General features: G+C 68.2%; 16 protein-coding genes and 3 pseudogenes. 3 read left to right on the top strand and 16 right to left on the bottom strand.

All coding sequences use genetic code 11. The annotated features are described in order from the left end of the window. The gene (locus ACF1AL_RS37390) at positions 1-597 is read right to left on the bottom strand and encodes a hypothetical protein (protein ID WP_391780911.1); all 597 of its coding nucleotides are present in this window, start codon (positions 595-597) and stop codon (positions 1-3) included. 177 nt (positions 598-774) lie between these two features. After that, positions 775-2199 (bottom strand): flavin-containing monooxygenase, encoded by a 1425-nt coding sequence (locus ACF1AL_RS37385; RefSeq protein ID WP_391828713.1) that lies wholly within the window; start codon positions 2197-2199, stop codon positions 775-777. 315 nt (positions 2200-2514) lie between these two features. Between ACF1AL_RS37385 and ACF1AL_RS37380 the strand changes: the two genes are divergently transcribed. Then, entirely contained in the window at positions 2515-4152 is a 1638-nt protein-coding gene (locus ACF1AL_RS37380) for a long-chain fatty acid--CoA ligase (protein ID WP_391780909.1), read from the top strand. Between the two features lie 77 nt (positions 4153-4229). Here ACF1AL_RS37380 and ACF1AL_RS37375 read toward each other — a convergent pair whose 3' ends face one another. From ACF1AL_RS37375 to ACF1AL_RS37365, 3 genes and pseudogenes are all read right to left on the bottom strand, one after another. Next, positions 4230-4817, bottom strand: a complete 588-nt coding sequence (locus ACF1AL_RS37375; protein WP_391828711.1) for a TetR/AcrR family transcriptional regulator — start codon at positions 4815-4817, stop codon at positions 4230-4232. A 131-nt stretch (positions 4818-4948) separates the two neighbouring features. Further along, positions 4949-5605: pseudogene (locus ACF1AL_RS37370) on the bottom strand (IS5 family transposase); the annotation flags it as partial. A 2-nt stretch (positions 5606-5607) separates the two neighbouring features. After that, positions 5608-5897, bottom strand: a pseudogene (locus tag ACF1AL_RS37365) (transposase); the annotation flags it as partial. A gap of 509 nt (positions 5898-6406) precedes the next feature. Between ACF1AL_RS37365 and ACF1AL_RS37360 the strand changes: the two are divergent. Then, positions 6407-7186: pseudogene (locus tag ACF1AL_RS37360) on the top strand (IS5 family transposase); the annotation flags it as partial. A gap of 10 nt (positions 7187-7196) precedes the next feature. On the opposite strand, the gene ACF1AL_RS37355 reads toward ACF1AL_RS37360, so the two are convergent. The 6 genes from ACF1AL_RS37355 to ACF1AL_RS37330 all read right to left on the bottom strand — a co-directional run bounded on the left by ACF1AL_RS37355 (position 7197) and on the right by ACF1AL_RS37330 (position 11780). Beyond that, positions 7197-7517 (bottom strand): hypothetical protein, encoded by a 321-nt coding sequence (locus ACF1AL_RS37355; RefSeq protein ID WP_391780907.1) that lies wholly within the window; start codon positions 7515-7517, stop codon positions 7197-7199. 284 nt (positions 7518-7801) lie between these two features. After that, positions 7802-8875 carry a hypothetical protein gene (locus ACF1AL_RS37350; protein WP_391780906.1) on the bottom strand — a complete coding sequence of 358 codons (1074 nt, stop codon included), beginning with the start codon at positions 8873-8875 and terminating at the stop codon, positions 7802-7804. Positions 8876-9009: 134 nt separating this feature from the next. Continuing rightward, complete coding sequence (locus ACF1AL_RS37345; RefSeq protein ID WP_391780905.1) at positions 9010-9264, bottom strand: hypothetical protein; 255 nt, start codon at positions 9262-9264, stop codon at positions 9010-9012. Between the two features lie 583 nt (positions 9265-9847). Beyond that, positions 9848-10153: a hypothetical protein gene (locus tag ACF1AL_RS37340; RefSeq protein ID WP_391780904.1), complete on the bottom strand. Its 306-nt coding sequence runs from the start codon at positions 10151-10153 to the stop codon at positions 9848-9850. Between the two features lie 558 nt (positions 10154-10711). Continuing rightward, entirely contained in the window at positions 10712-11041 is a 330-nt protein-coding gene (locus ACF1AL_RS37335) for a branched-chain amino acid transporter permease (protein WP_391780903.1), read from the bottom strand. Next, positions 11034-11780: an AzlC family ABC transporter permease gene (locus ACF1AL_RS37330; protein ID WP_391780902.1), complete on the bottom strand. Its 747-nt coding sequence runs from the start codon at positions 11778-11780 to the stop codon at positions 11034-11036. The genes ACF1AL_RS37335 and ACF1AL_RS37330 overlap by 8 nt, the downstream gene beginning before the upstream one ends. Before the next feature lie 62 nt (positions 11781-11842). Here ACF1AL_RS37330 and ACF1AL_RS37325 point away from each other — a divergent pair, with 62 nt between their 5' ends. Next, positions 11843-12301 carry an Lrp/AsnC family transcriptional regulator gene (locus ACF1AL_RS37325; protein WP_391780901.1) on the top strand — a complete coding sequence of 153 codons (459 nt, stop codon included), beginning with the start codon at positions 11843-11845 and terminating at the stop codon, positions 12299-12301. A gap of 249 nt (positions 12302-12550) precedes the next feature. Here the strand turns inward: ACF1AL_RS37325 and ACF1AL_RS37320 are convergent, their stop codons facing one another. The 5 genes from ACF1AL_RS37320 to ACF1AL_RS37300 form a co-directional block, all read right to left on the bottom strand. After that, entirely contained in the window at positions 12551-12799 is a 249-nt protein-coding gene (locus tag ACF1AL_RS37320) for a hypothetical protein (protein ID WP_391828709.1), read from the bottom strand. A 265-nt stretch (positions 12800-13064) separates the two neighbouring features. After that, complete coding sequence (locus tag ACF1AL_RS37315) at positions 13065-13373, bottom strand: hypothetical protein (protein WP_391780899.1); 309 nt, start codon at positions 13371-13373, stop codon at positions 13065-13067. 582 nt (positions 13374-13955) lie between these two features. Continuing rightward, positions 13956-15230, bottom strand: a complete 1275-nt coding sequence (locus tag ACF1AL_RS37310) for a hypothetical protein (RefSeq protein ID WP_391780898.1) — start codon at positions 15228-15230, stop codon at positions 13956-13958. 38 nt (positions 15231-15268) lie between these two features. Further along, the gene (locus ACF1AL_RS37305; protein ID WP_391780897.1) at positions 15269-16537 is read right to left on the bottom strand and encodes a sensor histidine kinase; all 1269 of its coding nucleotides are present in this window, start codon (positions 16535-16537) and stop codon (positions 15269-15271) included. Next, positions 16528-16713 (bottom strand): helix-turn-helix domain-containing protein (locus ACF1AL_RS37300; RefSeq protein WP_391780896.1); only part of this gene is annotated, 186 nt, incomplete at its 5' end. The genes ACF1AL_RS37300 and ACF1AL_RS37305, both read right to left, overlap by 10 nt.

Genomic DNA, 16713 nt, shown 5'->3' with positions numbered 1-16713 from the left:
TCAGCCACCGAATCTCACCTTCCAGTGCGCGCCGCACATCGCCGACAGTTGCCCCACCCCGCCGACGACCGTGACGCCGGCCGCGATGGCGAAAAGAAAGGAGTCACCGCGGCCGCTGAACGCCGCAGCCAGCGCGTCCGCGGGGCCATGCACCTCGTACACCGCCCCCGAGTCCTCCCCGAAGCGGGCCTCCCGCCCCTCTGTCTGGCAGACGACGCGGAGCCCCTCGGGGAACCCCTTTGAGCCCTGGTTCGCCGCCCAGAAGGACGACGCGGCGTCACGCCACGCCGGGAGCGGCGGGTTCAGAAGCTGCTCGACCGCCGAGGCGAGCGAGTCGTGCGTCGTAGCGAGCGCGTACTCGGAAAAGGGCACGAGGGGGATCGCTTCGAGCCCCTCGTCCACGCCGTGGTGCACGTGCACGCCACCGTCCGCGAAGGCCAGGGTCGCGGCCTGGGAGTCGAGCCCCGACCTCAGAGCCACGGCACCGGTCAAGCCCGAAAGCAGATCACGGAGTTCGGAAATTTCCGCACTCTCGCGAAGAACCCTCGCCAGCGAGAGGACGAGCGGAGTCGGATCCGTCTCGGTCTCGATTCTCACAGCGCCATTCACGGGCACTCACCTCAATCATTGACGGCCGGACACGAGGGCCGGCGCCGTTCACGAAATCACGCCCAAATGACCGGCTCAACCGACTGAGTCATTTGACCTGAAGGTAGTGCCGGTAAAGCGTGGGTGTCAACCACATGGCCGCATGGAAACTGGCCGTCCGTGGAGCTATGCGAAGCGCAGAACACCGTCCTCGAAAGGGGCGCTCAGGAGGTTCTCCAATTGCTCATGGACCTGGGGATTGACCCACGGCTCGCGGTCGCCCTGGGCCGGCATCTCGTCCATGTGGCGTACGAGGTAGCCCGAGGAGACGTCCTTGAGCCAGGGCTCCCTCATCATGCCCTGGTCCTCGTCGCGCAGAACCGGCGTGACGACCGTGGCACCCAGCTCGTCCATCCTGCTGAGCAACGAGCTCCAGAACCGGTTGACCAGCTCGAGGCGGAGCGTCCAGGAAGAGTTGAGGTAACCGAAGGCCATCAGGAGGTTCGGGACCCCGCCGAACGCGACCCCTTTGTACGTGAAGGTCTTCGAGAAGTCGATCGGCTCGCCGCCGATGCTGAACCGGATCTTCCCCAGGGTGACGAGTTGCAGGCCGGTCGCGGTCACGATCACGTCGGCCTGCACCTCCTCGCCGGAGGTCATGCGAAGGCCGTCCTCGGTGAAGGTCTCGATGTGCCCCGTCACCACGTCCGCCCTGCCGTCCCGGATGGCGTGGAAGAGGTCCCCGTTGGGCACCAGGCACAGGCGCTGGTCCCAGGGCTCGTAGGCAGGGGTGAAGTGCCTCTCACGGCAGCCGCGGCCGACGATCTGCTCTATGTCGTCGAAGAGGGGCTTCTTGAAGGCCTCGGGGTTCATGCGGGCGAACTGGTACCTCGCCTGCTGGTCCTGGAGGTTGCGCAGGCGGATCCGTCGGAACGCCTCCTGGCTTCCCACGTCCGCGCGCAGCCGGTTGGCCTGCTCGTCGACATCGGAGTCGATGGCCACGTAGGAAGGCGACCGCTGCACCATCGTGACCTTCGAAGCGGCCCGCGCAAGGGCCGGAACGAGTGTGATCGCGGTGGCGCCGGATCCGATGACGACGACGCGCTTTCCGGTGCAGTCCAGTTCGGCCGGCCACTTCTGCGGATGGACGATCAGTCCACGGAATGCCTCCTGGCCTGGGAACTCCGGCATATGGCCGCGGTCGTGATCGTAGTAGCCCGCAGCCATGTAGAGGTACGAGCAGGCCACGGACGTACGACCGGTGGGGCCTGCGATCTCCAGGGTCCAGGAGCGGTCGTCATGCGACCAGTCGGCGCCGAGGACCCGGTGTTCGAGGCGGATGTGCGGCCTCAGGCCGTTTTCGTCGGCGGCCTCGTTCAGGTAGTCGAGGATGGCCTCGCCGGAGGCGATCGACTTCTCGGCGGTCCACGGCTTGAAGCCGTACCCCAACGTGAACATGTCGCTGTCGGACCGGATCCCGGGGTACCGGAACAGGTCCCACGTGCCCCCGATGTCGGCGCGCGCCTCGAGCATCACGAACGATCGGCCGGGGTGCTGCGCCTTCAGCTCGACCGCTGCCGCGATACCTGAGAGGCCGGCGCCGACGATCACTACGTCGACGTGCTCGATGGTTCGGTCCACAAGTCACTTCCAACCTTGATCACACAATGCGTTTCAGCACGTCGGGCCTGCTCCGCAGCACATGGCCGGGCACCCCGGCCGCCCTTCGTCAGGGCATTGCGACGGCCTCGCAAAGTTGAGTAGAGTCACATGACTAGATCTGTTGTCCAAATCATTCGCTCACATTTGGGCCAGCGTCAACCCCGGCCGCGTCGATCTCTTCCTCCTCTTCATCCGTGGCCGGGCAGGCCCAGCTGCTGCGCACCTCTCGTCGCCGACCCGGCGCCCCCAGCCAAGGAGCAAGGAATGCTGAGCACGATGCAGGACGGGCCGCTGTCACTCGCCAAACTGCTGCGACACGCGGCCTCCGTACACGCCGACGCCACCGTCACGACCTGGACGGGATCGGCGGCACGTCGCCGCACGTTCGGTGAACTCGGCGCACGCGCGGCGCGGTTGGCGAATGCCCTACGCGGCCTCGGGGTCAACGCTTCCGACCGGGTGGCCACGTTCATGTGGAACAACACCGAGCACATGGAGGCCTACGTCACGGTCCCCGCCATGGGCGCGGTCCTGCACGCCCTGAACATCCGCCTCTCCCTCGAGCAGCTCGTGTTCGTCGCCAACCACGCCGAGGACCGCGTGGTGTTCGTGGACGGATCGCTCACGTCCGCTCTCGAGGAAGCTCTCCCCCGGCTCCGCACCGTGCGCCACGTGATAGTCGTGAACGGTGAAGCGGCCGGCCTCCGTGCGCCCCGCGGGGTCGAGGTGCACAGCTACGAGGCGCTCCTCGAGGCCCGGCCCGACGTGTACGACTTCCCTGTGCTCGACGAACGCTCGGCTGCGGCGATGTGCTACACCTCGGGCACGACCGGCGACCCCAAAGGCGTGGTGTACTCCCACCGTTCGCTCTTCCTGCACGCGATGCACGTGACCACTCCGGCCGCGATGGGGCTGTCGACACGCGACAGATGCCTGGCGATCGTGCCGATGTTCCATATCAACGCGTGGAGTCTGCCGTTCGCGTCCATGCTCTCCGGGGCGTCGCTCCTCATGCCCGACCGCTTTCTGCAGCCCGAGCCGCTGCTTGCCATGATGGAGGCGGAGCGGCCGACCCACGCCGCCGCCGTACCGACCGTCTGGACGGGGCTTGCCGCCAGGCTCGCCACCCACCCGCAGGACATCACCCACCTCCGTGAGGTCGTCGTGGGCGGATCGGCCCTGCCGCCCACGCTGATGAAAACCTTCGAAGAAAAGCACCGGATCAGGGTCGTCCACGCCTGGGGGATGACCGAGACGTCGTCCGTGGGCACAGTCGCCCACCCGCCCGCCGGTGCGACCGGTGATGACCTGTGGCGCTACAGGATGAGCCAAGGCAGGTTCGCGCCGCTGATGGAGTTCCGCCTCAAGGGCGACGACGGCGCTCCCGTACCCCACGACGGGAAGTCGATCGGTGAACTGGAGGTGAAAGGCCCCTGGATCACGGGGTCTTACTACAGCCCGAGCGACGAGCCGGTCGAAGCCGAATCGTTCGACGACGGATGGCTGCGTACCGGTGACGTCGGCCGGATCAGCCCCGACGGGTTCCTCACCCTCGTCGACCGCGCGAAGGACGTGATCAAGTCCGGTGGCGAATGGATCTCCTCCATCGACATGGAGAACGACATCATGGCGCACCCCGCCGTCGCCGAGGCGGCCGTCTTCGGCGTACCCGACGAGCGCTGGGACGAACGACCCTGCGCGGCCATCGTGTTGAGGGACGGTGAGCCGGCCGACGCCGCGGCGCTGAGGGAACACCTGGCCGGGAACTGGGCCAAGTGGCAGCTCCCGGAACGCTGGGCCGTCGTCGCCGAGATCCCCAGGACCAGCGTGGGGAAAATCGACAAGAAGGTCCTCCGCCGCCAGTACGCCGACGGCCAACTCTCCTGCATACAGCTGGATTAAGGCTGTGCCCGAAGGACAGATGCGCTCTTGGCGACGGTGTTTCCGCAACCGCTCCGGCGTCCGACAACGCCGCGCGGTCAGACGGTGTTGCGCTCGCTCTCGTCCAGGAAGGCCTTCAGCATCGCGCAGGCGGTCGCCGTGTCGCGCAGCGCGCGCTCCTTGTCCCCGTTCGTGAGCAACTGCAGCGAGAGGCCGTCGACGATGGACATCCCGACCCTCACCAGCGACTGCAGCTCCTCGTCCGGGAGCGCCGTCCCGGACGAGCGCAGGTCCGCCTCCGACGACTTGAAGAAGCCCTCGTAGAAGGTGACGGAAAGCTCAGGGTCGTTGCGCTCGGCCCACAGGGTGACCTCGATCATGGCCCGCACGCGGAGGGGGTTCTCCACCGTCCACTGCATGGCGCGCGTCATGCGCCGCTCCATGACCTGCCCCAGGCTCACGTTCTCGTCCTCGGGCGGATCGGCCTCGACTGGCATCTCTCCGGAGAGTTGCGTGAAGACGGCGAGCAGGAGGTTTTCCTTGTTCTGGAAGCAGTAGTGGAGGGAAGCGAGAGGCGCCCTCGCCTCCTCGGCGATCTTCCGGGTGGTGGCCCTGTCGGCACCCTCGCGAGCGATCACCCGCACAGCCGCCTCGATCAGCTGTTCCCGCCGAGCATCAGCCGACACGTGCGCCATCCAACCCTCCCGGAATTGACTCAGTCATTTGTACTACTTGAACGCTATCACGACCCCTGCCGCCAGTTATAGCGAAACGACGAGGTCAGAGAGCCCCAGATCCTCTCCGCGGTCAGCATCCGGCCAGCCAGCCAGGACACGGTCCGCTCTACCACCCACCGGTGACGGCCGAGCCGCTGTGAGGACTCGACGCCTTTGCGGGCGATGCAGTGACAGATCTCACGGCTGCGAAGCCATCGACTCAGTGGTCGTAGTCGTAGCCCTTGTCGTCGGGCGCCGACGGCGCGGGCCGCAGCGGGAGCGGATGGGCGGGATCCCGCGCACGAGCGGCTCCAGGCCAGACTGTCGTGCATGTTCGCACCGGAGATACCCAGAGACAACGGCAGCCCGTTGCGATCGGTGATCAGGTGGTTCTTCGATCCCAGCTTGCCGCGATCGGTCGGATTCGGTCCCGTCAAAGGCCCCCTTTTGCAGCCCTGACGCTGACCGAGTCGATCGCGCACCGCGACCAGTCAAGCTCACGTCGGGCACCGAGTTCATCGAGCACGACCCGATACAACCGGGCCCAGACCCGGCCCCGGCTCCACTGGGCGAAGCACCAGTAGACCGTGGGCCAGGCCGGTCCGAACACCGGCGGCAGCTGCCGCCAAGTGCAGCCCGACGTCGCCACGAAGATGATCGCGGCCAGAGCTTCACGGTCACCTGCCCGACGACCGGCCCACGCCCTGCGGACGCTTGACCTCAGTAGGCGGCACCACACGCCGAAACAGCACCCACAACGCCCCACATCGGTCAGCACGGTCTTGGAGCGTTTGCCGTTGCGGGAGTTGCCACCGTCTTTGCCCGCCGGATCGTGCTTGTCATAGCCGAGGTGCTCGGTGATCTCGCCCTCAAGAGCGGACTCCAGCAGCCGCTTGGTCAGCTGCTGCAGCAGCCCACACCGGTCAGTTGCAGACCCTCGGCCTGGGCCCTGCTCACCAGCTCGTCGATCAGCTGGTCATCCACGGCCGTCGCCGGCACAGCCGCTGCCGACTCGACAGCCTCCTGCTCGGCCACGTTCTTACTGCTCATCGTCCTGATCCTGTGCGGCTCACGCTGATGAGCGGCGCGGTTCCGGATGCGGTGCCGGCTCGGCCGTGGCGCCCGGAGGACGGGCGCGAGCCCATCGTGTGGACCTGGCATCCGACAGATCCGCCAGCCCTGTGGGTGATGTCGGCGGGGCGCTGGCGGCGGGCCGAGGTAGGGACCAGGCAGGTCTGGTCCGACGGCCGCGTCGTCTACCAGGTGCTGGTGGATGCTGAGGGATCCGGCTCGAAGGGCACCCGCGCGTATCAGTGGCCGCAACAGGGTCTGCGCATCGCGCACCGCAGCGCGCTGGCCCCCTCCCGCGACGCCCAGCAGGGCGGCGGACTGCCGCGTCCGCCCGCCAGGCGGGCGCGGCCCGCTGTCCGGCCGGTGTCCCCGGGCGCTGGGGGCGGCGGCGCCGTAGCGTCGTGAGCATGGACGGTGCCCCTAGGCAGCGTCTTGTCGATCACGTCTCAGCCAGAGGAGTGTGCTGGCGAGGGTGATGGCTGCGAGGTAGCGGGATTCTCTTCCGGCAGCGGACCGGCCTCCCCTGGCGGGACCTGCCTCCCTGCTTCGGTAGTTGGAAGACGGTCCACGACCGTCATCGCAGGTGGTCGGCGGACGGCACGTGGGAGAGAATCCTGCGGGCCGTCCAGGCCGACGCCGATGCCGAGGGCCGGATCGACTGGAGCATGGTCAGTGTCGATTCCACGACATGCCGCGCTCATCAGCATGCGGCCGGCGCCTCCACCCGTGCCCCGAAGAACCCGGGTCGGCGCAGGAGCCCGGCACGTCACCGTCCCGATGAGGCCCTGGGACGCTCGCGAGGTGGGCTCACAAGCAAGATCCACCTTGCCGGGGAAGGCGGGTGTCGCCCGCTCGGGTTTGTCATCACGCCCGGCCAGTGGGGGGATACACCGCAGATGATTCCCGTCCTGGAAGAGATCCGCGTGCCCCGGCAGGCTGGTGGACGACCGCGCACCCGGCCTGACCATGTTGGAGGGGATAAGGCGTACTCGTCACGCCGCAACCGGCGTCACCTGCGCAGACGTCAGATCAAGCACACGATCCCCGAGCCGAGAGACCAGCGGGCCAACCGTCGGCGCCGCGGCAGCCAAGGCGGTCGACCCACAGGGTTCGACAAGGCGATCTACCGCCGCCGCAACGAAGTCGAGCGGACCATCAACCGGCTCAAGAACTTCCGGGCCGTCGCCACGCGCTTCGACAAACGGGCGTACGTCTTCCACGGAACGGTCACCGTCGCGGCGATCCGCATATGGCTGCGTCCGGAGTGAAATGCCCTGTTCAGAGATCCTCGGCACCCGGGTAGTGCTGGCGAAGTTCGGTGAGTACGCGCTCGTCGACAGCCCTGACATCCCACGAGGAGCTGTCGAACTCGGTCAGGACGAGCACCAGCTCGTCCCCGGCGAACCCACGTGCTACGGCGTCGATCAACTGGAGGAAGGGGGTCGTCAACGACAACAGCGTCAACGTGTCCATGCCGGCGTCGGCGGACCGTCTCTCCATCTCGACACAGCGAGGATCGACGATCTCGCCGAACTCAATGCGCCACGTCAGGTCCAGGCCGAAGCTGCCGAGCCGAACCAGCACCTCAGCCAGGGTCACGTAGTGCTCTCCGTGCCAGGCAGGAAACGTGATCCCCCTCATCCCCGCCTCTGCTACGGCTCTATCGCGTGACATGCGGCCCCCTTCGTTCAACGAACACTAGGCCACGGCGCTGATCAGCTCATACGACCCATCGGACAGGCCCTAAGGGCGCCAGCCATTTCGCCGCCCTGCGCCCGAGTACCGGTCAGGCCATTCCGGCTTCACAGCCGACCGGGTGGCCCTGAAACGGCCGGTGCCCTTGCGGCCAGCACTGCGAAGAACAGCTCGGCAGGACTCAGCGGTCAGCGAGCAGCTCTCCTCTGCAGGACCCAGACGTAGTGCCACTTGCCCTGAGTGTTTTTCGTCCTGCCTTCTGCGAATGCCTGGATCGTAGGCCACAGGCCAGTTGCTCCAGCCGCAAGGGTTGCGCTGGTCGCGAGCGCTCCTTGGAGCGCCTCGGGGCGGACGGCAGCCAGGATGGCGCTTGTGGTGCCCAGCACGGCACCGGAGCGGCTCAGGGCCTCGGACCGGGTCGTCTTCCTCATCTCCGCGGTGGCCGCGTTCACTTCTTCTCGAATGGAGAGCGCGACGCGTTCCACGGCCACCTGGGAGTCGACCGCTTCCAGCGCGTCGTCGAGTTCGAGGAGCCGGGAGCGCATGAAGTCGCGGTACTGGCGGTAGGAGTCGAACTCCTCGCTGGTGACCTGAGCGAAGTCGCTCAGGTTGAGCCCGTCGATGAAGGGCAGGTCGATCTCCAGGATCGGCCGGACCACCCGGCTGGCGAGGGGCTTGGCTCTCGACAGATCCACAGCTCGCCCGTGTCTCACGAGGTAGTCGATCGAACTGCTCTGGAATGAAGGCAACGGGCCGGCCGGGCTGTGCTCACCGAACACGGTCGTACCGTCTCCGGTCTCCCCTCGTACGAAGACCGGCCCGTACCAGACGAGACCACTGCGCAGCAGAGGTTCGGCGTCGAGGAGCCACTGCCCTAACTCGGCGAGATCCTTCGTCACCATCCCGTAGCGGTAATCCTCGTAGTGGGAGATTTGCATGCCGGGCTCCCCCGCCCCGTGCGGGGGTAGCGTCGCTGTTCCGGTCACTCGACGGCTGTACCCGACTTCGTGGACTGCTCCCACGCCGTGATCGGACAGCAGCATCGTGTCTGTGACCAGAACGACCCGCTTGGTGACATGCGTGAAGCTTCCCATCTCAGAGGACAGGCCTACGTAGTAGGGGGAGGTCGAAGTGGCCTTCTCGCTCAGGAGTGTCTCGTAGCGGCCATAGAGCTCACGGCCATACTTGCGTGCGACTTCTTGCAGGGACGCCCTCTCCTGCTTCGTGAGCGAGTCGTAGAACTCTTTCATCCGCGCGGCCACCCCCTGCTCCTGCACGGGTCGGCGCTTCCGCCACGGTCGCCATCCACCTCGCAACATCCGATCAGCATGACGGGCAGTCGAATACGTCGTCCAGGTCTGCAGGCACTCGCCGGCCGGCCTAAACCGGTCTGCGACTACAGGTCAAGGACGGCGCGCAGCGCCTGGTCGACACGGGCCATGGTCTCGGCGGGGACCGGGCCGCGGCAGGTCGCGCCCTCGAAGCGCGTGCTGCGCAGCTGCTGGAGGTTGACGGCGACGGCGGTCGCCGGGACGGGATCACCCACCACGACGGACATGGCTGTATCGGGGTAACGGCCTGAGGGGTGCAGGACGATCGCGAGTACCGCGCCGTAGGCCTCTTCGAGGCCGCTCAGGGAGACGATCAGCAACGTCGCAGCCGTCGGGGAGGGTCCAAATTTCGCCGCGCCTCACCGCAGGGTGGCTTGTGGCCGTGGCATGCGCTTTGGGGGCGGTAAGGGGGCGCCGCACCCCGTACACTGGGTGGTGACTCCCTGCTTCGGCTGGGTTTCGGTTGGCCGGCGCCCGTGCCACCCGCTTCGGCGGACTGAGGGCGCCGGCCTTTTGCGTGGCTGCCAGGTGCTGCACCCCTTGCGGGTGATCGTCCGTGCCCTGTCCCCGTAGGTGGGGGAGCAGTTATGACACGACTGATGACAGCTGCTGTCGCGGCGGGGGCGCTCGCCGGTCTCATCGCTCCTGCTGCTGACGCGGACGCAACACCTCCGTGATCGAAGCGGTCGCCGGCCTGCCCCCGATCATTGCGAGCGACCTCTTCGGCATTCACCCTGACGCTGCGCACAGGTGGGCCCGCTTCGCACAGGACAGCTGGGCGGACTACCTCGCCGCTCGCGCAATCACGCAACCGGGCACCTGACGTCGTCTCAATCGTGAGTGGGCTCGACGTCTTCAGCAGCGACGACTGGCTGGTGATCGCGTCTGCGGATGTCGTGCTGTTTAACGGGTGGCGGTGCCGACGTCGTGGGGGATGGCGAACATGGTTGCGGCCTGAGTGGCCAGGGCGGCGAGGGATGCGACGGCGAAGGCGGGCAGGCCGAGCGGGGGGAGGGTGATGGCGAGGGTGAGGAAGAAGACGGTGGGTGCGGCGAGTCCCATGACGAGTCCGTCGAGGACGGCTGCGGCGGCTCCGGGGCCGTGGGCGTGGTGGGTGAAGACGGCCATGACGACGCCGAAGACGGGGAACGGAGAGAGCAGTCCGGCCAGGTGGGGGCCGATGAGCGGGGCGAGGGCGATGATGCCCATGACGGGTGGCCACGGTCATGCGCAGCGGGATGTCCCAGCCCGGAGGGTTCGTGGCTTCGGCGGGATCGGTGGTGGGGCCGGTGCGCGGGATGAGGACGATGCTGGCGGCGAGGGCGGCTGCGACGAGCAGGAACGTGGGGACGGCGGGCCAGTTCAGGAAGGCCAGGGCGGTGGTGGCCGCGGCGAAGGCGACGCAGCCGGTGGTGAACGCGCGAGGGATGCCGCGGGGGGCGAGGACGCGGTAGGCGAGGGCGAAGGCGAGCTGGGAGATGGTGCCGGCGAGCATGCCGGTGGCGGCGTGGCCGGCGAAGGTGGTGCCGTGGTCGGTGGCGAGGAAGAACGCGACGGGCCCGGAGGTCAGGGGCAGGGCGACGAGCCAGCCGCCGATCTGGTGGCCGAAGCGGCGCCCGGCGAGGCTGGCACCGCCTATGAGCAGGGGTGTCACCACGACCTTGACCGCCATGTTCTGCACGGGAAATCGCTCCTCATTCTGGGTGGAGTCGCGGTTGTTGTGTCCCGGAAGGGCTGGCCATCGTGGCGAGCGGGTCCGGGGGCCGGTCAGGGGACGAAGAGGGTGCTGGAGAGGGCGACGCAGACCGCGGTGCCGGCGAAGACGCTGAGCAGGGCGTTGCGGCGCCACAGGTGCAGGGCGACGGTGACCGTCAGGCCCGCCAGGGGTGCGACGGCCCGGGCCTCGGTGAAGGGCAGGGTGCGCAGGGTGTAGAGGCTGAGGATGACCATGACGCCGGCGGGCATGCGGGTGCTGAGGTACTGCACAGCCTTGTTGGAGCGCAGTGGGGTCAGGGCGGTGAAAGGCAGGGCCCGCAGTCCCCAGGTGATCGCGCAGCAGACGGCGGCGACGGCGAGCAGGTAGCGGGTGTCAGGCATGGCTGGTCCTGGTGCGGGTGGTGAAGTGGCGCAGGAGAAGGCCGCCGGTGAACAGGCCGAAGGCGCACAGCAGCATCTGCTGGGGTGCGAGCAGGCGGGCGATGAGGGCGGCCAGCAGGGCGAGGGCCGGGGTGGGCAGGTCGTGGCGGCGGTCGCGGATGGCGTCCAGGGCCAGGACGGCCAGCAGGGCGGTCATGGCGAAGTCCAGGCCGGTGATGCGCGGCGGGATCAGCGAGCCGAGCAGGGAACCGGCGAGGGCGCCGATGACGCAGTAGAGGTGGTTGAACGCCTGGAAGGACACCATGCGCCTGCTGGACCAGGTGCCGGCTTGACCGCCGGTGGTCATGGCGTACGCCTCGTCGCTCAGCGCGAAGGTGCTGTAGAGCCTGGCGAGGCGGCCGTTGACGCGGTGCAGGGGGAAGGACAGCGCGTAGAACGCGTGCCGGCCGTTGACCAGCAGCGTCGTCAGGGCGACCGTGAGCAGCGGGGCGTTCGCGATGACCATGGGGATGAGCAGGAACTCCAGCGTGCCGGTGTACATCACGGCGGAGAAGAGGGGTGCGGTCCACCGGGGCAGTCCGGAGTGGGTGGCCAGCATGCCGAAGGCCAGTCCCATCGGGAACAGGCCCAGGCCGACCGAGGCGGAGTCCTTCAAGGCGGCCAGGACTTCGGACCGCGGCCGGTGCGGTGCGCGGGCAGGCCGAAGAGGGTCGGCGACCCCGACCGGATGTGTTCCCATGCCGCAATGCTAGGAAGAAATGCGCCTCATATGGTTGCCGATCAGGCCCGTAGAATGCTCGCGTGAGCAATGAAGTACCTCTGGATGCGATCGACAGAGACATTCTGTTTCACCTGCGGCAGGACGGTCGGCTGACCAACGTCGAACTCGCTCGGCGAGTGGGCCTGACACCGCCACCGTGCCTGCGGCGGGTCAAGCGGCTGGAGGACGCAGGCGTCATCACCGGCTACCGGGCCGTCATCGACCCCGAGGTGACCGGCCGGGGCATGGAAGTCCTCGTCAACGTCGAGATCTACGCCCAGACCCGCAAGACGATCGAGGAGTTCGAGGCCACGATCGCGGCCCACGACGAGGTCGTCGAGCTACGCCGGATGTACGGAAGCCCGCACTACTTCATCCGCGTCGCGGTCGCCGACAACGCCGCCTACGAGTCCTTCCTCATGGACAAGCTCACCGGCCACCCCGCCGTCCTGCGCCTGGAGTCCCACCTCACCATGAAGAAGATCAAGGCCGAGAACTGACCAGACCCTGCCGGGCACCCGGTAACGGCTGCCCGGCAGGACGGTGCCCGTCCCCTGCGACCGCAGAGGACGAGACTCTCAGCACTCGCTTCCGGCCTCGAATAGTGCAGGGGTGGAACACTGCCTCTTCACCAGTCCGCCGCGCGTAACCGTCCGCGCGTATGACCATGCCCCCGCACCCTCGGTGCGGGGGCATGGTCACGCTCCAGGCCGGGTTGGGCCGGCCTTCAGGGGGTCAGCAGGCGCGGGTCAGGGCTCCCATCGCTCGGGGCCGAAGCCGAGCCACTCGACCTGGTCGGACGCTGCGATCTCGTCCTCGTTCGCGAGGCCGTCGCTCAGTCCGGCGCGGTGGAGGAAGACGACCAGGTCCCACAGGCCGTAGGCCTGACCGACGGGCGCACCGTCAATGCGCACCAGGCGGCCGCCCTGACCGTTGGGCGGCTCGACGCTCACCGGCCGCGAATCCATGACGGCGAGCTTTCCAAAGACCGGCTGCATGTGTCCTCACCCTCAGGGTGTGACCTCTTGCAGCGCCGCATCGTTGAACGGGCAACTCCACACCAGCGGGCCCCGGAGCTGTCATGGCCGATCTTTCCCGGGGCCCGCACCCTCAGCGCCCCGCCTGTTCGCTGCTGGCACTCCCCCACGCCCGCAATAAAATGGAATCACCCGTTCTGTCATGGATGAACCGGGTGGTGTGAAGATCCCCGGCCGTCGTCGACGGCGGTCCCCGACGGCGGCGGCCAGCGGGACCCTCACGTCGTCACAGCGACGCCGGGCGCCTGTGCATCAAAACGGCACAGCCCCCCTCCCCCAGAAACACTGCGGACAAGCTGTCGCCGCGGCCTGTCAGGGGGCGGATACGGCGCTCTTGGCCATTGGACAGGCGCAGGCGCACTTCGTCGGCCGTCTGCACCTCGGCGGCCAGGCTGGCAGGGATCCGGCGCAGGACACCGCCCCAGAAGCCGCGGCCCGGCAGGACGAGCCCGAGATCAACCTCCACGGCGATCTCCTCGCCCCCGAGGATGAGCAGCGCGTCGTCACAGCGCAGCCGAGGCTCCATGCCGCCCATGCTTTCCCTCACCCGCCTGACGTGCCTCTTTTAGGGCAGCGTCCGAGTGGCGGGTACAGCCCACAGGGCTACGCGCAGCCATGGTGCAGGGGGTGGCACTCTCATATGGGCGGAATAAACTGGAATGACCTGGTTCTGCGATCGAGAGCGAATCGAGAGGTGTGATGATCCCCGGCCGCTGCGGCGCTCACCCCACAGCAGCGGCCGGCGGGATGAACGAGCCGGGCGAGCCGATCTCAGCACACTGCCAGCCGCCCTTTGGCACGCCCAGATAGCCTGCGCCAGCGCCTGGCTTCCCTTTCGGCGGGGAAGCCGGGCGAACATGCCTCGCGCCGAAGGCCAACGCCCTGCAGTCACAAGGCGTGCAGACCCGACGCGGAGGCCATCAGCCAGCAGAAGCGCGCGGTACCCGTTCATCCCGCGGGCCGCTGTTGCCACTGGTACGGACCGGGCCACCGCGGCGCTGATCCTCGGCTGCCGACCGAGCCAAGTCGGCGACTGCGCGCCCTGCCAGGGACTCACCGTGCGCTATGGGTCCCATGCCCAGGTCATCTGCCCCGCCTGCCGCGCGGCCGGGCAGTGTCAGCCCATGTCCGTCAGGAGGGTGTTCAGTTCCTTCTCCTGCTGCGCGGGCGGCATCGGCGGATTCGCGTGATCGATGCCGAAGGTCCCCAGCACCTTGTCCATCTGGGCGTCGATGAAGGTCCAGCCGGTCTGGTCCAGCGGTTGCAGCGATGCCTGGTCGGCGTCCCACAGGTCACGCAGCTTCTGGGCGGCAGCGTGCGCCGCGGCTGTGTTCCCCGAGCGTGCGTCCTTGAGTGAGGTGGACACGAGGGTCTTCAGTGCGGCGACCTTCGCGGGCGGGAACTTCTTCACCGCCTGGCCGGGATCCATCTGGACGGCGGAGGTGTTGTCCTCCTCCGGCGCCGGGCCGGCGTGCGGCTGGCCGTGGGCCCAGGCCAGCAGGCCCGCGGTGGCGACGGCGAGCAGTCCGAAGCCGGCCAGCGCGGTGCGCTCCTTGCGCGGGTTGCCGGTGACCGCTGCGGCGTGGGTCGCCTCGTGAGTCTCGGTCACGTCCGAGCGCGTCACTGTCAGGTAGACCACCGTCGCCAGAATCAGACCGAGGAAGATCAGGCTGGTGGTGAACGTGCCCAGGTCGAGACCGGTCGGGTCGCCCGGGTTCTGGGCGACCTTGGGGGAGGCGAGCCAGTCGCCGATGTTCGCGCCGAGCGGGCGGGTCAGGATGTAGGCGAGCCAGAAGGAGAGTACCGGGCTGGCGCCGAACTTCCACAGCAGCGTGATCGCCGCGATGAGGCCGAGCGGCAGCAGGACCGAGACGCCCGGGCTCCAGCCGGTGAGCTCGAGGGTCCAGTCGCCGGTCGCGGTGCCGAGCGCGAAGGTGACGAGAACGGCGAGCCAGTAGAACGACTCCCGCGGAAGCGTCGTGACCGAGTGGATCGACAGCGTGCGCTCACACGCCCACCACACGCCGAAGACCACCGCGAGCAGCACCGAGAAGACCGCGGAACTGATCCACAGCGGAACGTTCAGCTGGTCGGTCAGGATGTCGGTGTACAGGGTGCCCGTGACGCTGACGACGACCACGGTCAGCCAGTAGGGAAACGGAACGTAGCGCTTCAGCCGCAGCTGGACCGCCAGGACCAGCACGAACACCGCGGTGAAGATCCAGGCCGTGTTCACCAGGCCGACGCCCAGCTTCATGTTGATCCAGTCGGCGAAGCTCTCCCCGACGGTGGTGCACAGGACCTTGATCACCCAGAACCAGACGGTGACTTCGGGAACCTTGTTGAGCATGAGGCGCCCGCTGCGGGTGCGTGCTTCCGTTGTCGTTGTCATGCGGGGAGGTTTACGCGGGGAAGCTGCACATAACCTGACTACGCGGTCGCCCGCGCGGCCGGGAGTGTCACTTCGACATGACCGCGGCCGTCTGCGATCGCGCGGACCCCCACACCGGCCGAGGCGGCGATGCGCCGGACCACGGGCAGCCCCAGCCCGTACCCGCCGCCGCCGGTCACCCCCGCCTCGAAGACCTGCTCGACGTCGTCGGCATGGAATCCGGGGCCGTCGTCCAGGACGTCGACCACGATGGCCTTGCCCTGGAGGCGGGCGGTGATCCACACTCGGGACTTCGCATGCCGCAGGCCGTTGTCCAGCAGGGGTGACAGCAGCGCCACGGCGACGTCGGCCGCCACGGCGACCTCCATCTTCTCGGGGAAGGCGACCTCGACCGCGCGGCCGGCGATCGCCTGCCGCGCGGCGGACCGCAGATCACACCGGGTCCCCTTGTCCGTCCGTGCGCGCGCGGCACGCAGAAGCGTCGTGATCGCCGCATCGAGGCGGTCGGCCTCGCTCAGCACCGCTTCCGTCGGAACCGGTTCGCCGGACAGCTGCGCCAGCTGCGCCTCGGCCCGCAGGACCGTGAGCGGTGTCCGCAGCTCGTGGGCGATCTCGTCGGTGAGCCGGCGCTCGTCCGCCAGCGCGGTCTCGACGCGCTCCAGGAGGTGGTCCAGGGTCCGCCCCAGTTCCCCGAACTCGTCGCGGGGGTCGCCGAGGTTGAAGCGGCGCCCGGGTTCGTGCCGGCCCCAGTCGTCGGCGAGGGCGGCCATCTCGTGCACGACCCGCAGCGCGCGGCGCAGCACGAGGTGTGCGACACCGCCGGCGAAGAGGATCGTGAGGCCGCCCAGTATCAGGGACAAGGTCAGGCTGCGCCGCTCGGATGTCTCGTAGGGCGTGAGGTCCACCCGGGCGATCACCATGGCGTGGTGGCCGTGGATCGGGACCTTCCGCGCGTACAGGAGGTAATCGCCGACCGACGCGGTCTGTGATCGCCCCGAGTCCGCCAGCTCCTCGACGCGATCGACCACGTTCGGCGGCACGTTCCCGTCGATCAGCCGGCCGTCGGCATACACCCAGGCGACCTCGTCCAGCGCCTCGCTGCCGCTCTCCGTCAGTACGACACGGCCGCCTTTGGCGGTGACGTTCGCCGCGACCGCCTCGGCGCGTGTACGCGCCAGTTCGTGCGCGTCGGTGTCCGTCACCCGGCTCAGCAGCACGTGCGAGACGACGACCAGGATCGCGACCACGGCGGTGGCGATCAGCACAGTGAGCGCGACGACCCGCTTACGGAATCCCGTCACTGCCATCGGTAGCCCACGCCGCGGACGGTCGCCAGGTGCTCGGCCACACCCAGCGAACCGAGCTTGGCCCGCAGCCTGCGCACATAGGAGTCGAGGGTGTTGTCGCTGACCTGCGCTCCGTGCGGCCAGCCGGCGGCGATGAGGGCGTGGCGGCGTACCACGTCGCCCTGCGAGGCGATCAG

It is taken from the genome of Streptomyces sp. NPDC014801, from assembly GCF_043082085.1.
Classification (GTDB): Bacteria; Actinomycetota; Actinomycetes; order Streptomycetales; family Streptomycetaceae; genus Streptomyces.
Note: the sequence above shows the minus strand (reverse complement) of the source record. Positions and strands in the feature narration are given on the sequence as shown.

Coding starts and splice junctions, on each gene's coding strand:
- ACF1AL_RS37380 (WP_391780909.1), top strand. CDS start 2,515: ATGCTGAGCACGATGCAGGACGGGCCGCTGTCACTCGCCAAACTGCTG.
- ACF1AL_RS37340 (WP_391780904.1), bottom strand. CDS start 10,153: ATGGGCATCATCGCCCTCGCCCCGCTCATCGGCCCCCACCTGGCCGGA.
- ACF1AL_RS37335 (WP_391780903.1), bottom strand. CDS start 11,041: ATGCCTGACACCCGCTACCTGCTCGCCGTCGCCGCCGTCTGCTGCGCG.
- ACF1AL_RS37330 (WP_391780902.1), bottom strand. CDS start 11,780: ATGGGAACACATCCGGTCGGGGTCGCCGACCCTCTTCGGCCTGCCCGC.
- ACF1AL_RS37320 (WP_391828709.1), bottom strand. CDS start 12,799: ATGCAGCCGGTCTTTGGAAAGCTCGCCGTCATGGATTCGCGGCCGGTG.
- ACF1AL_RS37315 (WP_391780899.1), bottom strand. CDS start 13,373: ATGGGCGGCATGGAGCCTCGGCTGCGCTGTGACGACGCGCTGCTCATC.
- ACF1AL_RS37310 (WP_391780898.1), bottom strand. CDS start 15,230: ATGACAACGACAACGGAAGCACGCACCCGCAGCGGGCGCCTCATGCTC.
- ACF1AL_RS37305 (WP_391780897.1), bottom strand. CDS start 16,537: ATGGCAGTGACGGGATTCCGTAAGCGGGTCGTCGCGCTCACTGTGCTG.